Here is a 16957-nt window from a genome sequence, read left to right as displayed (position 1 = left end):
CACAATAGCCATGAAAGCCGCAACACATTAAACTCAAGCTGGGAGGCACCCATGTTCAAACATTCATTCATTTACGCAGGACTGATCGCCGTTCCTACCACCACAACAGCCGCCATGGCCGGGCAATATGTGGTCGAACTTGACGCTCCGTTCGAGGCGCCCGCCGCCGACGTGTTGCAGCAGGAGGGCGTGGCTATCGACGAAACGCTCTCTGCCGGTGCGGACAGCTATGTCGTGCTGTCGGCAAAGAACGAGGAGGCAATCCGCAGCATTTTGCAAGGCACGTCCAACACAGCGGAAAAAGTTTCGGAAGTGCTGTTTATAAATTCTCCAACGGTCGGCGGTGGTCAGCCTGCGGGTGAATCGCCACGCGAGGACCATCAGGTCTTTGTCATCGAGCGCCCCATTCCCGGTGTCGGGTTCTTCGAGCTGGACAAGAAAAAGAAGATCTCCAAAGGGTCGATTGCCGCTATGGCCAAGCTGGGCGATGTAATCGAATGGGACCATTCCTACCTGACCGGAGAAGGCACCTATTGCGTCTATCGCGCCGACAATCCGGATACACTGCGCGAGCACGGCGCTTTGGCCGGAGCACCCATCGGCAAGATCACACCTGTCACGCAGGTCGTGAACTGACGTTCACGAAGCTCGGTCCCCTCAAATTGTCGCTTCGGAGCATTCGGAGCGGCAATTTGTGACTGGCCAATGGATGTCGTGGCCAAGGCGCATCAACGACTGCTTCCTGCATCATACCGGAAGTTCAATTTCAGAAATATATTACATACTCAGGGTTCGGTGCAGGCATGGGGCCGGTTTTATTAATCGGCTGCTATGCACCAGCAAAGGACGCTTGCTGCGACCACGACCAATGTCGCAGGTGCACGCAAACGGCCGTTCCATGCGGGGTCGCGCTTTATAGCGGCGCGCCGGGGCACGCTTCGGACATCGTTGGACTTGGCCCCGAGAATTCAAACTACTCGGACGCCTGCAAGGGTATCGTTTCAATCGAGCCGCGCCCCTGAAGTCGCACCATTTTGACAGCGCGATGCATAGGTACGTTCAAAGCTCGAACTCTTTTTCTGTCTGCAACGATCGTGGTCCCTGACCATACAGAGGGAGATCCGGGAAGAAACAGCACGGAACGCGTATCGTCATGTTCGACTTCAAACGCTATCTGGTCGCAATCATCGAAACTCACAATGACCGGGGTCAGCATCTCCGAAACGTCATCCTCTTTTGCGACGCTGCCAATCAACCCTTTTGCGACCACGTACCCAGGAATGACTTCGATCAGGATACCGTCCAGCCGTTCCATTCGCGACCCAAGAACACCCTTCCTCACGGCCAGCCCGACACCATAGCAAACCAGCAAGATCAATGCGATCGCCAACAGGTTGACAAAAGCAACGCCTGCCACTCTTTCAATCGGGATAATTTTGTCGATCGGCCCGGCAATTAACATGCTGATTTGGAATGCTTTGGCGATCAGGATCGATAGGACCACCAAAGGAACCAAAAACAGAATCCCTCCCAGTATCGTGGTTTTCATATAGTTTCCCTTAAAGTTTGATAGTTTGTTGCACCTTGCCCGTAACGGCATATCCCATAAGGAGGCAAATTGGCTATCCGTTGGCGAAAAATCGGGTATTCAGGCATTAGCATTTTCATGGATTGCCTGCACGGCGGACGATTCAGCCCATTCAAGAACGGGGCCATATGCGTCAGGTCCACGACCATTCAAAGTCGTGTGCACGACCGTGAACTGCCACGTCGAAAATTGGATAACGTTGCGGCGACGCCGCCCCCCAAAAAAAACCGTCCTAAGCAAGCCAGGCGAGCGAAGCAAGCGACAGCACGGAGGTCCAGATCACAACCGGGGCAATCTGATCGGTGCGAACGCCGTTTAGCAGTGCCAATGCAAATGCCATCGCGCCAGACGGTCCGGCAGCAGTCAGCACCAACAAGGTATTCCAAGCTGGCGGGCGTTCTCCAGACTGCAGGACCAGCCAAACCAAAGCCGGAAACGCCACCAGTTTCAGAGCGGAGACGCTCGCGATGGTCGGCGTCAGTTTCAGCGCGTGGCCGGACAGGATGACACCCAGTGCGAATAATGTCAGGGGGGCTGCGCCGGCACCGGCGAAATCCAGTGCTGTCAGGATCGGTTGCGGAACATCAAAATTCGCAGCATTGCTTGCAGCACCCATTGCAATAGCGATCAAAACAGGGTTCGTCCCGATGCGCCGCAACGACTGCCCCGTCGAGGCTTGCCGATTGGCGATCAGCTCGGTTGTGATAATGAAAAACAGAAATGTGAAGGCTGTATCCCAAGCCAGAATACCAGTAATCGGCAAAGCCGCGGCTTCACCGTAAATCAGGAATGAAATCGGCCAGATATAAAGCAACGTGTTCACGAACACCGTCGCCATGCCCAACAACCACGCTTCCACCGCATCACGACGCAGCACGTGCCGACAAATCAGGTAAGTCGACGTGAACACGACAGTCTGGCAGATTGCATAAAGTGCAATCGCCCCGGCGCGAAATTCACTCCACTCCAACCCGTTTATTAAAGGGAATATCAGTGCTGGCTGCAAAACGAGAAAAGCAACACGGTTGACCGCAGATGCCTCAGCATGGGTTACTTTGCCAAGACGCCCCAGCAAAAAGCCGAGCGCCATCATGGAGAAAATCGGAAGAATGTTGTGCGTGAGAACGTGGATCATCGTCCAGTGACTTAAACCAATGTTGTGTAACTAAAAAGATGGGAAAGCTTGACCGGTTCGGGCTTGACCCGATCACAAGAAATGCTTTCCCCGAAATCCACGTGACCCTTGAAAACGGTCCTTGGTATTGCTGGGGTCGACTGGCATGCGTTGCCCGCAAACGTTCACACCACGCTTTGTCTTATCCTGTCATGACGTTACGGGTTTGTGTACTCGGGTTGTTTCTTGTGCAGCGCCCCAAACGCGCTCGTGTCGCAGCGACCAACTGAGACCCCCCAAAGACGGCGCAACACAGGCTAACCGATCGGTGGCACATGGCCGGACTTAACTTCGGTCCGCGGGGATAGCGGCAAATCGTGAAGTTAATTGTTTACACACTTGCATTTGAAATCTGAACGTACGCCGGAAGACAAAGGCAGAAGCCGAAAATTACCTAAAAGCCCAGCCTTCTGCCTCTGCAAACGGCAGAAGCGGTCATTCGAAACCATATGCTGAAATGACCGATATGCGGACTTAGCCGCCCTTAATCTTCCAACCAAGCTTCAGCTGCTTCGACTTCCGTCAACTTAAAAGCCTTTACATCCATTGTACCACTCAGGCGTTGTGACTCGCGCGCCATCTAGTGACAGATTCAAGCCCTTTTGTTAGAGAAGTGGCAACAATCGAACGATGAGGCAATAATGAAAAATTCTAGAGAACACAGGATTTTGTTGAGGCAAGCAAACCAAGCGACGCAACCAAACGAGTTTGTGGAAAAAGATGGATATAAGCTTGCCACCTACAAAGTGGACGGCGAGTTTTCATATGAGAAGTACAAAAATGTCCAAACCCTTGGCAACAAGGCCAAGATCGAAAACCAGTGGGTTGGTGAAGATCACATCAAGATTTTGGCGGATTTCCTGAATGACAACTATGAGGGTAAAATTGGGAACGGAGTATGCCATGGCACTCGCCGGGGAAACGAACAACTTTGGTTTACCAAGAACCTAAATGGCGAACCAGATGTTCTTGGGACCGAAATTTCAGACACAGCCAACGAATTTCCCAATACCATTCAATGGGATTTTCATGAGAAGAAGCAGGAGTGGGACCAATACTTTGCTTTCGTCTACTCGAATTCCTGGGATCACACGTATGATCCAGAAAAGCTCTTTACGAATTGGGCGTCATGCCTTGCTCCGTCTGGATATATGCTGGTCGATCACGGCTGGAACTATAACCCCAAAAGGGTGGACATTCTTGACGCGTTTGGAATCTCCGAGGATGGTTTGGTCGACTTACTGAATAGGACATGTTCTGATGTGGGCTCCGTCGTCGATGTTTTGGATGGCGGAAAACACAAGCGTTTTCCAATCCGTACTATCGTATTCAAGCGCTTTGGCTAGTCTGGATGACTATCGCAGTTTATTCGTGTTATTTTGGCCGCCACGAGCCGTTCAACTCAAATTGTCTGGCAATCGAGACAAATTCGCGGCGGTTCATTTTTACCGATCAAGACGACGTCGAGAAGTGGGTCGCCCCGCTCGACGTCACAGTTGAAAAAATCCATCTTGCGTCTCCAAAGTTGGGGTCGCGGGCGCCAAAGCTGTGCCCGCACAAATTCCTACCCGAGAACGTGGAATGGGCAATTTATGTCGACAATCGCGCGACCTTGGAAGTTCCACCTGAAAAAATCGTTGAGGATGTGGAAAGCCAGTTCGGAGAATGTGAACCCGGTCGTTATCTCTTTGCCCATAAATCGAAACGCGATGCTTACAAAGAGCTTCGAACCACACATGCGCGAAAGTACATCGATGTCGAACAATTTGTGGCAACGAGAAAAATGTTCCGCCGCTCGAAGTTTCCACGTGGTCTTCCGCTCTATGTAAACACTATGATGATCCAGAAAATGGGGGACCACCTCACGGATGCACTGAATGAAGATTGGTTTGAACTTTATTCAACCATTTGCCCACGCGATCAGCCACTGTTACCGTTTGTAATTCACAAACACTCGTACAAAGAGCGGATGATTGCCAGCGAACTGACCGACTATGTGATTTGGCCAGTTTTTAATTTCCGGGAACGAAATAGGTTTCGTAAGGCTGTGGACGCAAACGAACGGCCAAACAATGAACAAGGCGAGAACTTAGCCTAGCATACATAGTCACTCAAAGCCGCAATGGATACGCATGCACTGCAGCCTACCTAAATAGCTTAGTTCCTTGCTGCACTCCGCACGAATGGCGGGTTTTCCTCCTGCGCGGCAGCACAAATTTTAAGCTAACGCAGCATTATCAACGCTGCGAGCGCAGGAGCGGGAAAATCGGACCCACAAAATGGGCTCAACGCGGTCATTCACCAAGTTTTGGCGGCTGTCGGCCATGTGGCGTTGAGCAGCCGTTCACGACTGGGAATTCGAAGTTTTGCCTTTGAATGGCCGCTTTCATCATCACCAGACGGTCGTCAAAAAGCGGCAGATGTCTCCGTTGCGGAAAAGGCTGCCAATAAGCCTATCCGCGTGATTTGATGAACAATGAAGCGGCAATCGACACCAAGCCCAAAATAGCGATGACGTAAGTGAGCGGCAGAAACAGGCTTTCTTGCACTACACCGTTTGCATCAACGTCCCCGTAGAACGTCGTTTCTGCCAACCAAAACAGGATAGCGATCGCAATCGAGATGATACCGAAGTTGCGGCAATATTTTTTCATTGGTCTGTTCCTGTTTCGACAAGCTTGAGGTTCCCCGAGACCCGGATATGGGAAGGGGTTTAAGGAAAACAATAGCTGTCGCACGAAGCTTTTTCGTCGGCTTTGGGCGCGGAACGGTCCTTCGCCAAAGTTTGGCGACTGTCGGCTGTTTCGCGCAAGCACCCATACACGGCCCAAAATTCAAAGTTCTGGTTCTGAGTGACTGCATTCAGCCGTGACCTGAAAGTTATTGATTTGCCTGATAACATCTGCGCTTCGCCAACAAAGCAAACAGAGCCAGTGGGGCGCTCCGTAGGCTCACAGTAAATACGAGAGTGGCTTTGAAATCCTACCCGCCAACCTTCGGGTATATGAACCCGTTCACCGGGTAGGGTTTGCCGTACTGACCAGGTTGGCTTTCGACGCGGACAAGCGTCCAATCGTTGTTTTTGGAAATGTCTCTGACACCCATTTTCAAGGAGACCTGATTGCGGTTCCAGTTGGCATGGTTCAACACGACTTCCCGGTCGCTGACAATATCAGACACAACGGCGACGTGACCCAGAGACATCCCACTCGTCGCGCGGAACGACATAACAGACCCAACAACCGGTTCTGAGCCGCGCTCATAAACATTGTGCGCCTTACGCCACCAGTCCTTGGCATTGCCTCGAATTTTAATGCCGCTAAGATTTCGTGCGTAAGGAACGCACCATACCCGTTGCCCGCGCGCGTGCTTTTTGTCGACCTCAAGCAACGCAAAAGCCTGACGTTCCGGATGCAGCTTGGTATATTCCGGATCTTGGCCGCAAGCAGAAACAAAGCTGATAAGCCCCAAGGCTATGACCGCTCGCTTGGGAGCGGGCAAGTGCCGCCAAATCATGTCCGCTGTGCTGATGATGCCCTGCAAGAAGCTTCACTGCCTTTTTAAAGTACAGCGGCCTTTATGCGGATCTGTTTGGAAATGAAAAGAGGCCTGCAAATTGTTGGCAAGATTTTGCCAGTTCCCCCGGCTACATTCTGATCAATGTTACGAACAGAACATTGTCGAACCAATCCGCAACGCGGCCGCCGTGGCAATTACACAGAAAGGCAACGTTGTCATAACGCCTCCAGACTTCGCTGCGTCAACTAAGCATGATCTCTTTCGTAGCTGCATTACAGCGTGGGGCCATATCAATCACGACGACAGATTTGCTGCGTCAGCGAAAGAGACGATGACAATCCGGCTCCTTTGGGCTCGGAAGGGACTTTCGCTACACATTGCGCCGATATCCGTTGCGCGGACAAAGCTGCCGTGCTCTCAGTCATCGCTATCTTTTCATTTTCGGCTGGTTCTCTGCGACCCTGCTAAGATAGTGAGATGTATAACTTTGATCAGGTGGAGAGCTGACATGAAATCTATTAATCTACTCGTAATTTGCTTGTGCCTGCTCGCGGCTTGTACACCTGTCACCCAAAACACCTCTGGCGAAGTGGTGCTTAGGGGCGATGAGGTGATAGTTGTTGGGCCGACGAAGCACGGTCGATCACCCTATCCGACAAAACGGATGATCGAACAGGCAAAAGAGGCCTGTTCGACCGCACGTTTCGTTAATGCCCGCCCGTCGATGAGCAATCCGAGTAGGTTCGATTTCCTGTTCGATTGCTAAAGCCAGAGTAGCCTCACACCTGCAACACGGTCGAAGGTTTCAGCCAGCGGCAACCGTCAAGAAAACCCGTTCGCGGCGCTGGACCGGACGCAGATGAAAGCAGCCGTTCGTCGCTGACAGTGCGAGTGACTGTTTCGCGGCCGCTTCTGCCTGTCGCTAATTCAAGGAAACCCGCCATCTTTCGGCGCCCCCAAATTTGAGGCTGCTTTGAGCGCGCAGCAAGTGTTCCCACAAGCTGCCGTCCAAAACGACCGATGCCAAAGGATGTTAAGCATCGTTCCAAGCCACACCATTTTAGAACACCGTATAGCCGCCATCGGTGTTATAGGTCGCGCCAGTGACGTTGGACGCTTCGGGCGACAGCAAAAACAACATGATTGCGACCTGTTCTGCCGGCGTGGAGCCTCTGTTCTCCTGATCACTGTATTGCAGCAAACTCTGTATCTTAGCGAGCGATATGCCAGTGTCCTTGAAACCTGTGCCAAGCCGTTGACGGATGATTTCAAAGGCACGCTCGAACATTGGGGTAATTGTTGTACCCATGCCTGTCGAATTGACGCGGATACCGAAGGGTGCATAGTCAATTGCCGCGTTCTTGGTCAGACCCTGCACCGCGTGCTTTGAGGCGACGTAGGGCGGCACGCCCCCAAACCCCCGAATTCCCGCAACAGACGCAATGTTGACGATCGATCCACCGGTCCCCTGCGCCATCATCTGCCGCAACTCATGGCGCATGGAATAAAAGGTGCCGGTGACATTCACCTCCATCACACGGTGCCAGTAATCATCGCCTGCCGCGTCGATGCGGGCCATCAAACGGTCACGCTGATTGACGTAGTCAATCGGTTCATCAGGGCGCAGCGCATCCATCACCCCTGCGTTGTTGATCGCCGCGTCGAGACTGCCAAATTCGGACACGCACCGGCGCACCATCTCTTCGCAGACGCTATCCTGCGAGATGTCGCCGGGTACAAAAACCATGCTGAGCCCTTCCGCCCGGATGGACTCTGCGGTCGCTTCCCCTAACTCTTCAAGGATATCAACACCCACCACATTCGCGCCCTCACGCGCCAGCCGCCGGGCGGCGTCCGCCCCCATGCCACGGGCTGATCCGGTGACAATCACGTTCTTGCCTGCAAATCGTCCCGGCATGAAATAGTCATCCGGTACACGCGCGATATTCATTCGGCCCGGCACGTCGGGGTCTTGGGTGTCCCATGGATACGCAAAGTCTTTCAGGGCCAGACCAAGCGCCTGATTAAGCTCCTGCGCTTCGGCTTTGGTCAAAGTCAATCCTGATGCGCCACTGGCAGCTGCAATTCCAAATGTTTTCAAAAGGTCTCTTCGGATCACGTACGTAACTCCTGAAGTTGAATATCTGACATCTCCGCAACGCGTTAAAACGCCGTCCAGCCACCGTCGGTCGAGTAGGTGGCGCCGGTCATGTTCCCAGCCTCGGTAGATAGCAAGTAGCACATCATTGATACTTGCTCCGACACTGCCGCAGAGCGGCTGTTCTGATCGGCATATGCAAGTATGCTTTGGGTTTTCAACCGACCCATTCCAGTGTTTGGCTTGCCTGATGCATACTGGGCGGCGACCAGCGCACCGGCGCGTTCCACCATGGGGGTATCGGTTGCCGCCATGTTGACCGAATTCACGCGAATGCCATAAGGCGCATAGTCCACAGCCGCATTCTTGGTCATGCCGTTCACGGCATGCTTGGAAGCGACATAAGCAGGGTTTCCGGCAAGCCCCGTGAGGCCGGCAATAGACCCCACATTCAGAATTGACCCGCCACGCGACTGTGCAATCAGTTGCCGCAATTCATGGCGCATCGAGAAGAAAACGCCTTTCACGTTGGTGCGGAAAACGTTGTCCCAGTATTCCTCATTGGCTTCATGTATCGGCGCGAAAATCAGATCTTTTTGCGCTTCATAGTCTATCGGTTCGCCCGAGAACACACCATCCATGACGCCCGCGTTGTTGAGTGCTGCATCTATACCGCCGAACTCTTCAACGGCGAGGCGCACCATCTGTTCGCAAGTCTCATCTGTTCCCACGTCCCCTGCGAGAAAACGCGTCGACAGGCCTTCCGCTGCGATCTCTTCCATGGTCTGACGGCCTTGCTCCTCCAGCCAGTCGACGCCCACGACATTTGCCCCTTCGCGGGCCAACCGCCATGCTGCCCCGCGCCCCATGCCACGCGCACAGCCGGTCACAATAACTGTCCTGCCCTCAAAGCGGCCCGGTGTGAAGTAATCATCAGGCAAAGGCGAAACATTCCGCCTTTGAGGGATTTCAGGGTCCGTCGGGGCCCATGCTTCTGCGTAGTCGCCAGCATCGGGAAAAGACGCCTCGGTATCTGCGCGCGCGTCTCCCACATTTGCCGAAACCGCCGTCGCGGTTGCCGCCCCACCAATCCCTTTCAGTATATCTCTTCTGTGCATTCAATTGTCTCCCTGTTTTTTCAAAACGCGTATCTGACGAAAAGCATGGCACTCAGCCAGTCTTCAGCATCCCCGCCTAATGCTGCCTTGGTCCCGTCGCCGGGCCATGTGTAAGCGATATGCCCGTGCACATAGGTATTGCGGTTCACAAACCACTTGGCCGTGATGTTTGCCTCATACCCGTATTCTGAATCAGACAGAAAACTCAGCGCCGGGTTGCCCCCGATGTTGTTCTTGTCTTCTGCGTAAAACGCCCAGAGTTGTGGCACCAGTTCGAACTTTGGGTTTGGACGGAACCGCGCCTGAACGCGGTGGGCAATTACGTTGCTATCTTGGACAACCTTGAAGTGATTGGCCCCCTGCACCCACTGTTCACCCGTGCCTCCGGATAACATGGGGTCCCATCGCTCGTAGGTGTCTGTATCGGGATCATCACCGCTGAAGCTTGAAATCCGGTAGCTAACTGTCGGCGACCACTTTGCCTCGGCAAAACTGTAGCCCACCTCCAACCAGCCCGCGCGGGCGTCCATGTCGAAATTTCGATTGCGCTGCATGGCATACTCGCCACCAAAGAAGACACCGGGCGCACCAATGCCGTTCGGCGCATAGTTGAAGCGTGCGTCGAACACCTCAAGACCCTCGCGCGTGCCTGCAATACCACCAACGGGGCTGAAGTAGTTGAAGCTAGAGACGGGTGAGGTCACGTAGCTGATGCCAAGTTCGAGATTGGGCGTTGGCTGAATTTCCAGGTTTGCACCCGCATATGTTGTTTCGGAATCTACGACGTCCAATTCGTCAGGATCGAGATAGAACAGCTCGAACATGGTGGTGTTGTAGCGCAGGCGAGCCAACGCTAGCATATCCGCTGACCAGCGTGCGTTTGCCTGCAAAGCTGCCCGATTGCTCCCGTTCGATGCTGTGTTGGCGATCAGAAAGCCGTTGGCGAGCGTGAAGCGCTGACGCCCGACGCTGAGGTTGTAGGACAACCGGTTCCCTTCCGACGACGTTTCACCCCCGACCAGCCCTACATAGGCATCTTCGATTCCCGTATAGCTGCGCGTCTTGTCTGTAAAAAGTTCTTGCCCCACGGACCCTGCCGTGATCGCACTCAGCCCGCCGTAGACGTAAAGGTTGTCGTTGATGGGCGTAATTCCATAAATGCCGTAATGAACGTAGGCTTCGAACCAGTCATCAAAGCCTTCACCGGATGGTTCCCCTTCGACCAGCGGGTTGCCGTTGAGCATCAAATCAGGCCGCCCGTACCACGCGTTGTTGTTGGCGTAATACAAACCCAAGACGTCCAACTTGAACCGCAGGTAGGTGCCGTCCTTCTCGTAAATAGTCGGAAACTTACCACCAAAAGACATCCCGCGCCCTTCGGGTTCGGCGGTATCGCCCAGCGTAACCTGCACAGCGATGTTTAGGCCCCCCCTACGACCAAAAGAGACGTCATATTCAACGTCCCCCACATCGCGAATTCGTCGTGTTTGTGCCAACCGCAGTTCAAGTTGTTGTTGAGAAAATCGCTGACCGGGGAACAGAGCGAGCGTCGTGCGCACACTATCTTCTACCCGTGCATTCAAACCTGCATCATCGCTCGGGCTTACAATCTTGACCTGAACTCTTTCGATTAACTGGTTGGTGTACGGGTCAACACCTGCGACACCCTGCGCCTGCGCTGTTTGGAGGCCAAGCAACGAGCAAAAAACTGCAACAAAAATAAACAAATAAAAGTTGTAAAAAGATATCCCTCGCACAACCACAAGCCTTATCTCAAACGTTCTATGTTCGAGGAATTAGGCCAGCCGTACGTTGCGTCAACAAAAACTGTTTAACCGTGCTGCACGGTTTTTCGAGGTGCTCCAACTCGGTCACAGGCTGTACAGGTTTCGTGACGTCGATAGCGAATGGCCGTTCTTGTGCCTGCGTTGCGGCGCAATTCTCCGTACGGTCTGGACAACCCGATTGCTGCAGCAGCGAACCATATAATTCCGGTCCGGCCGCTTCGGGCTCGGTGCAGACCTACGTCAGTACGGCTTGCGCCGCTGCTTCGTCCCTCAAGCGCGTTTCACAAGCCCGATCAGGAACAACAATATAACAGCACCGATGGTCGCGTGGAAAATCGAGGCAATTACCCCGCCGCCAACTGAAAACCCGAGCGCGGGAAAAATCAGGCCCGCAACAAATGCGCCCACAATCCCGACGATGATGTTGCCCAGCAATCCAAATCCGCGACCCTTCATGATTTTGCCCGATAGCCAACCGGCAAGAGCACCGATGATAAGCATTGCAACAAGGCTGCCGAATTCCATGATCTTTCCTCCCTTTGAACCACGCCTGCCGGAACCTTCGCTGTTGTTGCCAGCCAACTCAAGCCCCGTAATCGCCGCCTGATCCTTTTCTGCCGAAAGGCCCAATGCTGGCCCGCGATGGCATATCACGGGCGACCGCTCCGCCACCGCAAGCGCCCGCCGAAAATCAACAGCGTGGGTTTTCCGGTACAAACGACAGGGTCGCGGGCAATTCTGCCGACAGCTTTTGCGCGGCAAGCGGTTTGCGTGCCGACACAGGCGGAACTAGTTACGCGCGGGTGGGTTGCGACGAAGGACACGTGACCAGTGCTTGTCCAGCCAGAAAATCCACTCCTGCGGATATTCCCGCAAAAGCTGTTCCAGCTCTCCCATCCATGCCTGGGTTGTAGACGCAATTTCCGCTGTCGGTGTGACAGCCTCGCCCAGAACCAGCTGCATCTCGTCATCTGTCTGCAGCACTGTCCCGGGAACGATCGGCACACCCGCTCGCTGGGCGTATCGCGCCGGCCAGGTCTGCACACCTACCGTCTCACCAAAGGCCGTTACCGCGGCCATATCTCTGGCGGCATTGACCGTGTCTGAGGGGGGCTCGTCAATTCGGTCCACCATGGCGGCTATTATGTGCCCCTGTTTAAGGGCTTTCAGAATGGCGCGCGCGACCGTCGCAGGATCAGCGCTTCTGACATCCACAAACGCGCATCCGATCTTTTCGTAAAGCTCGTACTGGGCCGCGGCGCGGTTCTTGTTCTTCGATACCCGAACGATGCTCAAAAGGGGATGTATGCGGTTGAGGCAACGGGCCATCGGGATCGCCGAGTGGGCGTGCGGCAAGACAAGGATAAAGCCACCTTTCTCTAGAAGTTTTTCCATCCTGCCGCGGTCCGGAATGGAAAGCGTATCGTCAATCTCTGCCCCGAAACCGTGTCGTATGCGTTCCGCCCGATCAAATCCCATCAAGAATTGCCGCACATATTCCCAGTACAACCGCCTTGGCGAGCGGTGCCCCGTATGCGCGGTCAGGGCAACGGCAGTTTGCCGGACAGAACTGCCCGGCACCAGGTAGACGAGTTTCAGCAGCGCACCAAAAACCGAATAAACCGCTTTTCTGACAGGCTTGGATCGTTGCGAAAGCCATTTTGAAAAGGTGTCGTAGGCCTCGAAAAACCGGTCTTTGGTATTGGTAAAGCTCATGTATGCAGCCCGACTTTGGTTGCTTTACTACACTGCATGCCATCAGGATTTACAATGGGCATACGCCACGTCGCGCGCAGTAACGTGGAAAACACAGGGCCGGTCAGGACGGTTCATGCCAGTCGTTCGCCGCGCCGGTGCCGGTCGTCACCCACGCCACTGAACTTCCGGTGGTCAAAGGGTCTGACAATTGCCCGTGTACTGCTGGATGGTTGACGATGATCGGGCAGCTTGGCCGGCATGTCGCAACCCTGATCTCTTGACAGAATCTTCCCGTCTCAAAACACTGATTGGGTATTTTTCTGACCTTGAACTCTCTTGCATCAATTAAAGAAGGAAACACCCGAATGACCCAAGCATTCACATACAAAGTGTTCGCGATAACCTTTGCCGTTGCATCTGCGTTTTCCGGCGCGGTCGCGGCCGGTACCGTCGATGCCGGAAACGGGTGGAAATGCACAGCGGACAAGATTTTGAATGCCAAGTATGACGGCGGGTCTCGTGCCTACATTCACCTAGACCCTTACGGCAGAGGCGACCGATACCGCGTCACCCTGAATGCGGCAAAAACCGAAGCGACCGGAAAGACAGGCAACAATACACCGTTTGTTTGCAAAAAAGGATGACCCCTTGATGCGCTGAACCCGCAAAGGTTTGCCACGCTTGAATGCACCTTTGGGCATGGCACCCCGGATCGGATGTGGCGAATGTGAAGGTCGCGTACACGACAAGGGCCACTTCATCTCTGTCGATCATGGCAGTGTGGCAGCGGTACAGAATGCATGTGGGCCAGATGGGGGGCGGACAGCAACCAAGCCAGCTCTTTCAACGGGGAACCCCCTCTGATCCATGTCCTGACGGCAATAAAAATGTCGAATTCCACGCCAAGGATACAGAATTTAGCCGCCGCCCGGAACGTGAAAAAGTGTCAGTGATCGCGCGCCAGACCGATCCACGACCTTTGCGGCTCAAGGGTTCTCGTCAGTCGTTTGCCCCGCCCGTTTCGATCGTCACCCTCGCCACTAAACTTCCGGTGCTGGCCGTGTCATACTGGGGCAAACCGCTTGACGGAGCCGCCCTATGCCCCTCTCCCCCGCAGACCTCATTGGCGTTTGGGACATGGTCTCTTTCGTCACCACCTTTGAAGACGGCAGCACCTATCTGCCTTACGGCCCGCACGCGCGGGGGCGTATCATCTATACCGCCGACGGCGCGATGACTGCCCACCTGTGGGATCCGGACAGGCACCAGTCAGGTGTACCCTCAAACGGCGACCCGAGCTATTTCTCGTACTATGGCACATGGTTGCTTCATGGCGATGAGGTGCATCATACTGTCATCGCCGCGCACTACCCCGACTGGGCGGGCAGCACGCAGGTACGCCACATCCTGCCCGACGGGGACGAGATTGAACTGGTGGCCGAAGGTGTCGAATTTCAGGGCAAGACCGGTCGCGGGGTGATCCGCTGGCGGCGCGCCTGACCGTCGCACGGGCCGCGCGCACTCATTCCCGTCCGATATGGCTGCCCCATCCGGGCAATCGGCCGGTTTCTTTCTCTGTTTCAAGCAAATCCGCGCGGCGCTGCATTAAGGCTGCGTCTTCGGCCATCAGCCCGCCCATTTTCATCGCGAGCCATGTGTTCAGGATGCGATTGATGCGCGCCTGATACCCCGTGCCCATCGCACGGAACATCTTGGCGACCGAGGCATCAAGGTAAAGCGTCAGTTTCACCTTGGGTTCGTAGCAGTCGATATCCGCCTCAATGGTGTGCCACGCTTCGGGCACTTCTTCGGCCATCCGGTGCAGGGGCAGTTCGTCCTCCCCATCCGCGCGCCAGAGGTGGTAGATCAGCCTTTGACGGGCGTAACGTTCGGATTTGGTCAGCGCGGGCATGGGTTCACTCCTTGGGGGCAACAGCCTCTCATCCAAGGGTTATGATAAGACAAACGCGCCGCGCGCCGCGCACCGACGCGATACCGACGCATTACCGTCGGGATACAGATCTGATCAGAGCGCCGTGGCCGTGGCGCTAGCTGTCAAAGATCTGAAATGGGGCTGTCTGCTCTACCCAATCGCCCACAGTGTGAATGCGATCGGCAATACCCAGGCTGTTGCCCGAGATGTGCTCGTAGAAATAGGTGATGCAGACAAGCGCAAATACGCTGGACACAATACGTGCCATAACAAATAAAACCTCTTACTCAAAACCGTTCGTACCTTAGCACAATAGTGCAAAGCATGCATGCTTTTCGTGGTTAACAGAGTGTTTCCAACTTAAAGTTGTGCGCCCAGCCACAATCCCACACCGAAAACGGTATGGGCCAACAGGCCCAGAACCCGTGCCTTGGCCGGGTCGGGCGTGCGCGATGCCGCCCACCCCGCGCCCATGCCCGGCTGCAGGAGGAACCAGCCAAACCCCAGCATCAGAATAGAGAAAAACAAAGCAGGCCAAAGGGTTGGCGCTTGCAACCAGGCAGGCCCCATCAACACTGCGAGCGCCACACCATAGGCGACGCCGACCGCATAATGGAATACCCAGCCGATGGCACGCTCTCCGCCGACAGGGGCCGCCACCGAGATGTCGTCGTGAAACACCCGTCCGTTCAAGTGTGCCACCCACCGCCCGACCATCGCCCAATTCGGTGCGGGTACGCCTGCCACACGCGCCAGAAGCTGCGCCCAGAGGTCCATCAGGACGGTAGCAACCAATCCCATAACAATCCCGCTAAGTATGACTGCCATTTCCCCTGCTCCGCGCTTTCGTTAACCGCACTCTACCGCTCCGCGGCTACATCTCCATGAAAAAAAGACGGGTTGGGACCAGCCCAACCCGTTTTAGTCGGTTTGGAATGAACGGAGGAAGAGAGCCGCACACCCCAATTTGGAAAAACGAACCAAAACATACCTTAGAGATCGTCAAACAAGTGACGCTGTTACCTTAGCCGGCTGATTCTACATCTGTCTGTGATGCACTTCACAGTCGCACCAATGCGCGGCAGGCACGTTAAAGCAGGAAACCACCACCGCTTTGCCATAATTTTGCCGCAGCACTCCGGTTGCATGAAAGTGTGGTCAATCGTGCAAGAGGAATTCGGCAATGGCAGTGATTTCGGCAGTCTTTGGGGGCATCGCAGGCTTTGTCACCTTTTTCAGTGCGCTGATCTTTTCTGATGTGACGATTGGTCAGGCCTTTTTGCTGTACGTCGCTGCTGGCATCTGCACCACAATCGGGTTGCTGACAGTGTTTACAACGGCGTTCTGGTGCAAAACCAGTCTGGCCCGCGCGACCTCGGCTGCACACGGGCCGGAAACCGGTGAAATCAACGCACAGACCGCCGGCTAAACCACATCCCCAAACCGTAAACCCATTGCCCATCTTGGCAATTTCTGGCATATGTCACTGCGCTGACTACTTTCTTTTTCGACCTGCTCTCCCTAAACCGGCGCTCAGATCTCGATCCAGATCTATGACGCCAAGCTATCGCATCGTGCGGATGGCACTACAAAGGAGACCACGGACAATGGCTTCAGGCACCGTGAAATGGTTCAATACAACAAAGGGTTATGGCTTTATCGCGCCCGAAGGTGGCGGTAAGGACGTATTCGTCCATATCTCTGCCGTCGAGCGCGCAGGCCTCACAGGACTGGCAGATAACCAGAAGGTCACGTTTGACGTGGAATCTGGCCGCGACGGTCGCGAGTCCGCGATTAACATCGCTGTGGCCTAACCGCCAAGCGAAACGATACCCGACAAAAGCTGCCGTACCACACGGCAGCTTTTTGTTCTGACATTACCGAAGCAGAACCTGCCAGACCAACAAGCTCGGCGCCAGAAAAGCGAACCCAATGCACAGCAGTTGCGCGGCGTGTCCCGCCTTGCCGAACAGGCTTTCCTTGTGTTCCGCCATGAAGTCTTCTGTTGTGTCTGTACCTGAACGTGATGTCATTCTTTCAGC

At 54.5% G+C, this 16957-nt stretch carries 23 protein-coding genes; 10 read left to right on the top strand and 13 right to left on the bottom strand.

Annotated features, from left to right (window positions below; all coding sequences use genetic code 11):
* Positions 1-51: 51 nt before the first annotated feature.
* A complete protein-coding gene (locus AC2D8V_RS18365) occupies positions 52-636 on the top strand; it encodes a nickel-binding protein (protein WP_484735045.1) in 585 nt (194 codons plus the stop codon).
* Between the two features lie 337 nt (positions 637-973).
* Here AC2D8V_RS18365 and AC2D8V_RS18360 read toward each other — a convergent pair whose 3' ends face one another.
* Together AC2D8V_RS18360 and AC2D8V_RS18355 are read right to left on the bottom strand one after the other, a co-directional pair.
* The gene (locus AC2D8V_RS18360; protein ID WP_484735044.1) at positions 974-1549 is read right to left on the bottom strand and encodes a DUF502 domain-containing protein; all 576 of its coding nucleotides are present in this window, start codon (positions 1547-1549) and stop codon (positions 974-976) included.
* Positions 1550-1820: 271 nt separating this feature from the next.
* Positions 1821-2723 (bottom strand): AEC family transporter, encoded by a 903-nt coding sequence (locus tag AC2D8V_RS18355; protein ID WP_484735043.1) that lies wholly within the window; start codon positions 2721-2723, stop codon positions 1821-1823.
* A gap of 38 nt (positions 2724-2761) precedes the next feature.
* Here AC2D8V_RS18355 and AC2D8V_RS18350 point away from each other — a divergent pair, with 38 nt between their 5' ends.
* The 3 genes from AC2D8V_RS18350 to AC2D8V_RS18340 all read left to right on the top strand — a co-directional run bounded on the left by AC2D8V_RS18350 (position 2762) and on the right by AC2D8V_RS18340 (position 4860).
* Positions 2762-2992, top strand: a complete 231-nt coding sequence (locus tag AC2D8V_RS18350; RefSeq protein ID WP_484735042.1) for a hypothetical protein — start codon at positions 2762-2764, stop codon at positions 2990-2992.
* A gap of 411 nt (positions 2993-3403) precedes the next feature.
* Positions 3404-4108 (top strand): class I SAM-dependent methyltransferase, encoded by a 705-nt coding sequence (locus tag AC2D8V_RS18345; RefSeq protein WP_484735041.1) that lies wholly within the window; start codon positions 3404-3406, stop codon positions 4106-4108.
* A gap of 5 nt (positions 4109-4113) precedes the next feature.
* Positions 4114-4860 carry a hypothetical protein gene (locus AC2D8V_RS18340; RefSeq protein ID WP_484735040.1) on the top strand — a complete coding sequence of 249 codons (747 nt, stop codon included), beginning with the start codon at positions 4114-4116 and terminating at the stop codon, positions 4858-4860.
* A gap of 355 nt (positions 4861-5215) precedes the next feature.
* Here AC2D8V_RS18340 and AC2D8V_RS18335 read toward each other — a convergent pair whose 3' ends face one another.
* Together AC2D8V_RS18335 and AC2D8V_RS18330 are read right to left on the bottom strand one after the other, a co-directional pair.
* Entirely contained in the window at positions 5216-5416 is a 201-nt protein-coding gene (locus tag AC2D8V_RS18335) for a hypothetical protein (protein WP_484735039.1), read from the bottom strand.
* Between the two features lie 328 nt (positions 5417-5744).
* The gene (locus AC2D8V_RS18330; protein WP_484735038.1) at positions 5745-6278 is read right to left on the bottom strand and encodes a CHAP domain-containing protein; all 534 of its coding nucleotides are present in this window, start codon (positions 6276-6278) and stop codon (positions 5745-5747) included.
* A 511-nt stretch (positions 6279-6789) separates the two neighbouring features.
* On the opposite strand from AC2D8V_RS18330, the gene AC2D8V_RS18325 reads away from it, so the two are divergent.
* A complete protein-coding gene (locus tag AC2D8V_RS18325) occupies positions 6790-7047 on the top strand; it encodes a hypothetical protein (protein ID WP_484735037.1) in 258 nt (85 codons plus the stop codon).
* Between the two features lie 294 nt (positions 7048-7341).
* Here AC2D8V_RS18325 and AC2D8V_RS18320 read toward each other — a convergent pair whose 3' ends face one another.
* From AC2D8V_RS18320 to AC2D8V_RS18300, 5 genes are all read right to left on the bottom strand, one after another.
* Positions 7342-8400, bottom strand: coding sequence for an SDR family NAD(P)-dependent oxidoreductase (locus tag AC2D8V_RS18320; RefSeq protein WP_484735036.1), 1059 nt, complete (start codon positions 8398-8400; stop codon positions 7342-7344).
* 44 nt (positions 8401-8444) lie between these two features.
* On the bottom strand, positions 8445-9497 hold the full coding sequence (locus AC2D8V_RS18315; RefSeq protein WP_484735035.1) for an SDR family NAD(P)-dependent oxidoreductase: 1053 nt from the start codon (positions 9495-9497) through the stop codon (positions 8445-8447).
* A gap of 20 nt (positions 9498-9517) precedes the next feature.
* Positions 9518-11194 (bottom strand): alginate export family protein, encoded by a 1677-nt coding sequence (locus AC2D8V_RS18310; RefSeq protein WP_484735034.1) that lies wholly within the window; start codon positions 11192-11194, stop codon positions 9518-9520.
* A gap of 360 nt (positions 11195-11554) precedes the next feature.
* Complete coding sequence (locus AC2D8V_RS18305; protein WP_484735181.1) at positions 11555-11809, bottom strand: GlsB/YeaQ/YmgE family stress response membrane protein; 255 nt, start codon at positions 11807-11809, stop codon at positions 11555-11557.
* A gap of 264 nt (positions 11810-12073) precedes the next feature.
* Positions 12074-13000: a lysophospholipid acyltransferase family protein gene (locus AC2D8V_RS18300; RefSeq protein ID WP_484735033.1), complete on the bottom strand. Its 927-nt coding sequence runs from the start codon at positions 12998-13000 to the stop codon at positions 12074-12076.
* A gap of 54 nt (positions 13001-13054) precedes the next feature.
* Here AC2D8V_RS18300 and AC2D8V_RS18295 point away from each other — a divergent pair, with 54 nt between their 5' ends.
* The 3 genes from AC2D8V_RS18295 (at position 13055) to AC2D8V_RS18285 (ending at position 14482) form a co-directional block, all read left to right on the top strand.
* The gene (locus AC2D8V_RS18295) at positions 13055-13216 is read left to right on the top strand and encodes a hypothetical protein (RefSeq protein WP_484735032.1); all 162 of its coding nucleotides are present in this window, start codon (positions 13055-13057) and stop codon (positions 13214-13216) included.
* A gap of 131 nt (positions 13217-13347) precedes the next feature.
* On the top strand, positions 13348-13626 hold the full coding sequence (locus AC2D8V_RS18290; RefSeq protein WP_484735031.1) for a hypothetical protein: 279 nt from the start codon (positions 13348-13350) through the stop codon (positions 13624-13626).
* A gap of 454 nt (positions 13627-14080) precedes the next feature.
* Complete coding sequence (locus AC2D8V_RS18285) at positions 14081-14482, top strand: lipocalin-like domain-containing protein (protein WP_484735030.1); 402 nt, start codon at positions 14081-14083, stop codon at positions 14480-14482.
* Between the two features lie 22 nt (positions 14483-14504).
* On the opposite strand, the gene AC2D8V_RS18280 is transcribed toward AC2D8V_RS18285, so the two are convergent.
* The 3 genes from AC2D8V_RS18280 to AC2D8V_RS18270 all read right to left on the bottom strand — a co-directional run bounded on the left by AC2D8V_RS18280 (position 14505) and on the right by AC2D8V_RS18270 (position 15743).
* Positions 14505-14894 (bottom strand): BrnA antitoxin family protein, encoded by a 390-nt coding sequence (locus AC2D8V_RS18280; RefSeq protein ID WP_484735029.1) that lies wholly within the window; start codon positions 14892-14894, stop codon positions 14505-14507.
* A gap of 136 nt (positions 14895-15030) precedes the next feature.
* The gene (locus AC2D8V_RS18275) at positions 15031-15183 is read right to left on the bottom strand and encodes a hypothetical protein (RefSeq protein WP_484735028.1); all 153 of its coding nucleotides are present in this window, start codon (positions 15181-15183) and stop codon (positions 15031-15033) included.
* A 92-nt stretch (positions 15184-15275) separates the two neighbouring features.
* Positions 15276-15743, bottom strand: coding sequence for a DUF2938 domain-containing protein (locus AC2D8V_RS18270; protein ID WP_484735027.1), 468 nt, complete (start codon positions 15741-15743; stop codon positions 15276-15278).
* Positions 15744-16098: 355 nt separating this feature from the next.
* Between AC2D8V_RS18270 and AC2D8V_RS18265 the strand changes: the two genes are divergently transcribed.
* A complete protein-coding gene (locus AC2D8V_RS18265; RefSeq protein ID WP_484735026.1) occupies positions 16099-16344 on the top strand; it encodes a hypothetical protein in 246 nt (81 codons plus the stop codon).
* Positions 16345-16522: 178 nt separating this feature from the next.
* Positions 16523-16729, top strand: coding sequence for a cold-shock protein (locus AC2D8V_RS18260; protein WP_484735025.1), 207 nt, complete (start codon positions 16523-16525; stop codon positions 16727-16729).
* Positions 16730-16792: 63 nt separating this feature from the next.
* Here the strand turns inward: AC2D8V_RS18260 and AC2D8V_RS18255 are convergent, their stop codons facing one another.
* A complete protein-coding gene (locus tag AC2D8V_RS18255) occupies positions 16793-16948 on the bottom strand; it encodes a hypothetical protein (RefSeq protein ID WP_484735024.1) in 156 nt (51 codons plus the stop codon).
* Positions 16949-16957 lie beyond the last annotated feature (9 nt).

Source organism: Roseobacter sp. YIN89 (assembly GCF_057219365.1).
This window is presented reverse-complemented; position numbering and strand designations above follow the sequence as displayed.

What these genes read in the sequence shown, in the direction of transcription:
- AC2D8V_RS18295 (WP_484735032.1), top strand. Translation starts at nt 13,055, where the DNA reads ATGGGCATACGCCACGTCGCGCGCAGTAACGTGGAAAACACAGGGCCG.
- AC2D8V_RS18260 (WP_484735025.1), top strand. Translation starts at nt 16,523, where the DNA reads ATGGCTTCAGGCACCGTGAAATGGTTCAATACAACAAAGGGTTATGGC.
- AC2D8V_RS18290 (WP_484735031.1), top strand. Translation starts at nt 13,348, where the DNA reads ATGACCCAAGCATTCACATACAAAGTGTTCGCGATAACCTTTGCCGTT.
- AC2D8V_RS18275 (WP_484735028.1), bottom strand. Translation starts at nt 15,183, where the DNA reads ATGGCACGTATTGTGTCCAGCGTATTTGCGCTTGTCTGCATCACCTAT.
- AC2D8V_RS18265 (WP_484735026.1), top strand. Translation starts at nt 16,099, where the DNA reads ATGGCAGTGATTTCGGCAGTCTTTGGGGGCATCGCAGGCTTTGTCACC.
- AC2D8V_RS18355 (WP_484735043.1), bottom strand. Translation starts at nt 2,723, where the DNA reads ATGATCCACGTTCTCACGCACAACATTCTTCCGATTTTCTCCATGATG.
- AC2D8V_RS18280 (WP_484735029.1), bottom strand. Translation starts at nt 14,894, where the DNA reads ATGCCCGCGCTGACCAAATCCGAACGTTACGCCCGTCAAAGGCTGATC.
- AC2D8V_RS18360 (WP_484735044.1), bottom strand. Translation starts at nt 1,549, where the DNA reads ATGAAAACCACGATACTGGGAGGGATTCTGTTTTTGGTTCCTTTGGTG.
- AC2D8V_RS18350 (WP_484735042.1), top strand. Translation starts at nt 2,762, where the DNA reads ATGGGAAAGCTTGACCGGTTCGGGCTTGACCCGATCACAAGAAATGCT.
- AC2D8V_RS18325 (WP_484735037.1), top strand. Translation starts at nt 6,790, where the DNA reads ATGAAATCTATTAATCTACTCGTAATTTGCTTGTGCCTGCTCGCGGCT.
- AC2D8V_RS18270 (WP_484735027.1), bottom strand. Translation starts at nt 15,743, where the DNA reads ATGGCAGTCATACTTAGCGGGATTGTTATGGGATTGGTTGCTACCGTC.
- AC2D8V_RS18305 (WP_484735181.1), bottom strand. Translation starts at nt 11,809, where the DNA reads ATGGAATTCGGCAGCCTTGTTGCAATGCTTATCATCGGTGCTCTTGCC.
- AC2D8V_RS18285 (WP_484735030.1), top strand. Translation starts at nt 14,081, where the DNA reads ATGCCCCTCTCCCCCGCAGACCTCATTGGCGTTTGGGACATGGTCTCT.
- AC2D8V_RS18330 (WP_484735038.1), bottom strand. Translation starts at nt 6,278, where the DNA reads ATGATTTGGCGGCACTTGCCCGCTCCCAAGCGAGCGGTCATAGCCTTG.
- AC2D8V_RS18340 (WP_484735040.1), top strand. Translation starts at nt 4,114, where the DNA reads ATGACTATCGCAGTTTATTCGTGTTATTTTGGCCGCCACGAGCCGTTC.
- AC2D8V_RS18315 (WP_484735035.1), bottom strand. Translation starts at nt 9,497, where the DNA reads ATGCACAGAAGAGATATACTGAAAGGGATTGGTGGGGCGGCAACCGCG.
- AC2D8V_RS18365 (WP_484735045.1), top strand. Translation starts at nt 52, where the DNA reads ATGTTCAAACATTCATTCATTTACGCAGGACTGATCGCCGTTCCTACC.
- AC2D8V_RS18335 (WP_484735039.1), bottom strand. Translation starts at nt 5,416, where the DNA reads ATGAAAAAATATTGCCGCAACTTCGGTATCATCTCGATTGCGATCGCT.
- AC2D8V_RS18345 (WP_484735041.1), top strand. Translation starts at nt 3,404, where the DNA reads ATGAAAAATTCTAGAGAACACAGGATTTTGTTGAGGCAAGCAAACCAA.
- AC2D8V_RS18255 (WP_484735024.1), bottom strand. Translation starts at nt 16,948, where the DNA reads ATGACATCACGTTCAGGTACAGACACAACAGAAGACTTCATGGCGGAA.
- AC2D8V_RS18300 (WP_484735033.1), bottom strand. Translation starts at nt 13,000, where the DNA reads ATGAGCTTTACCAATACCAAAGACCGGTTTTTCGAGGCCTACGACACC.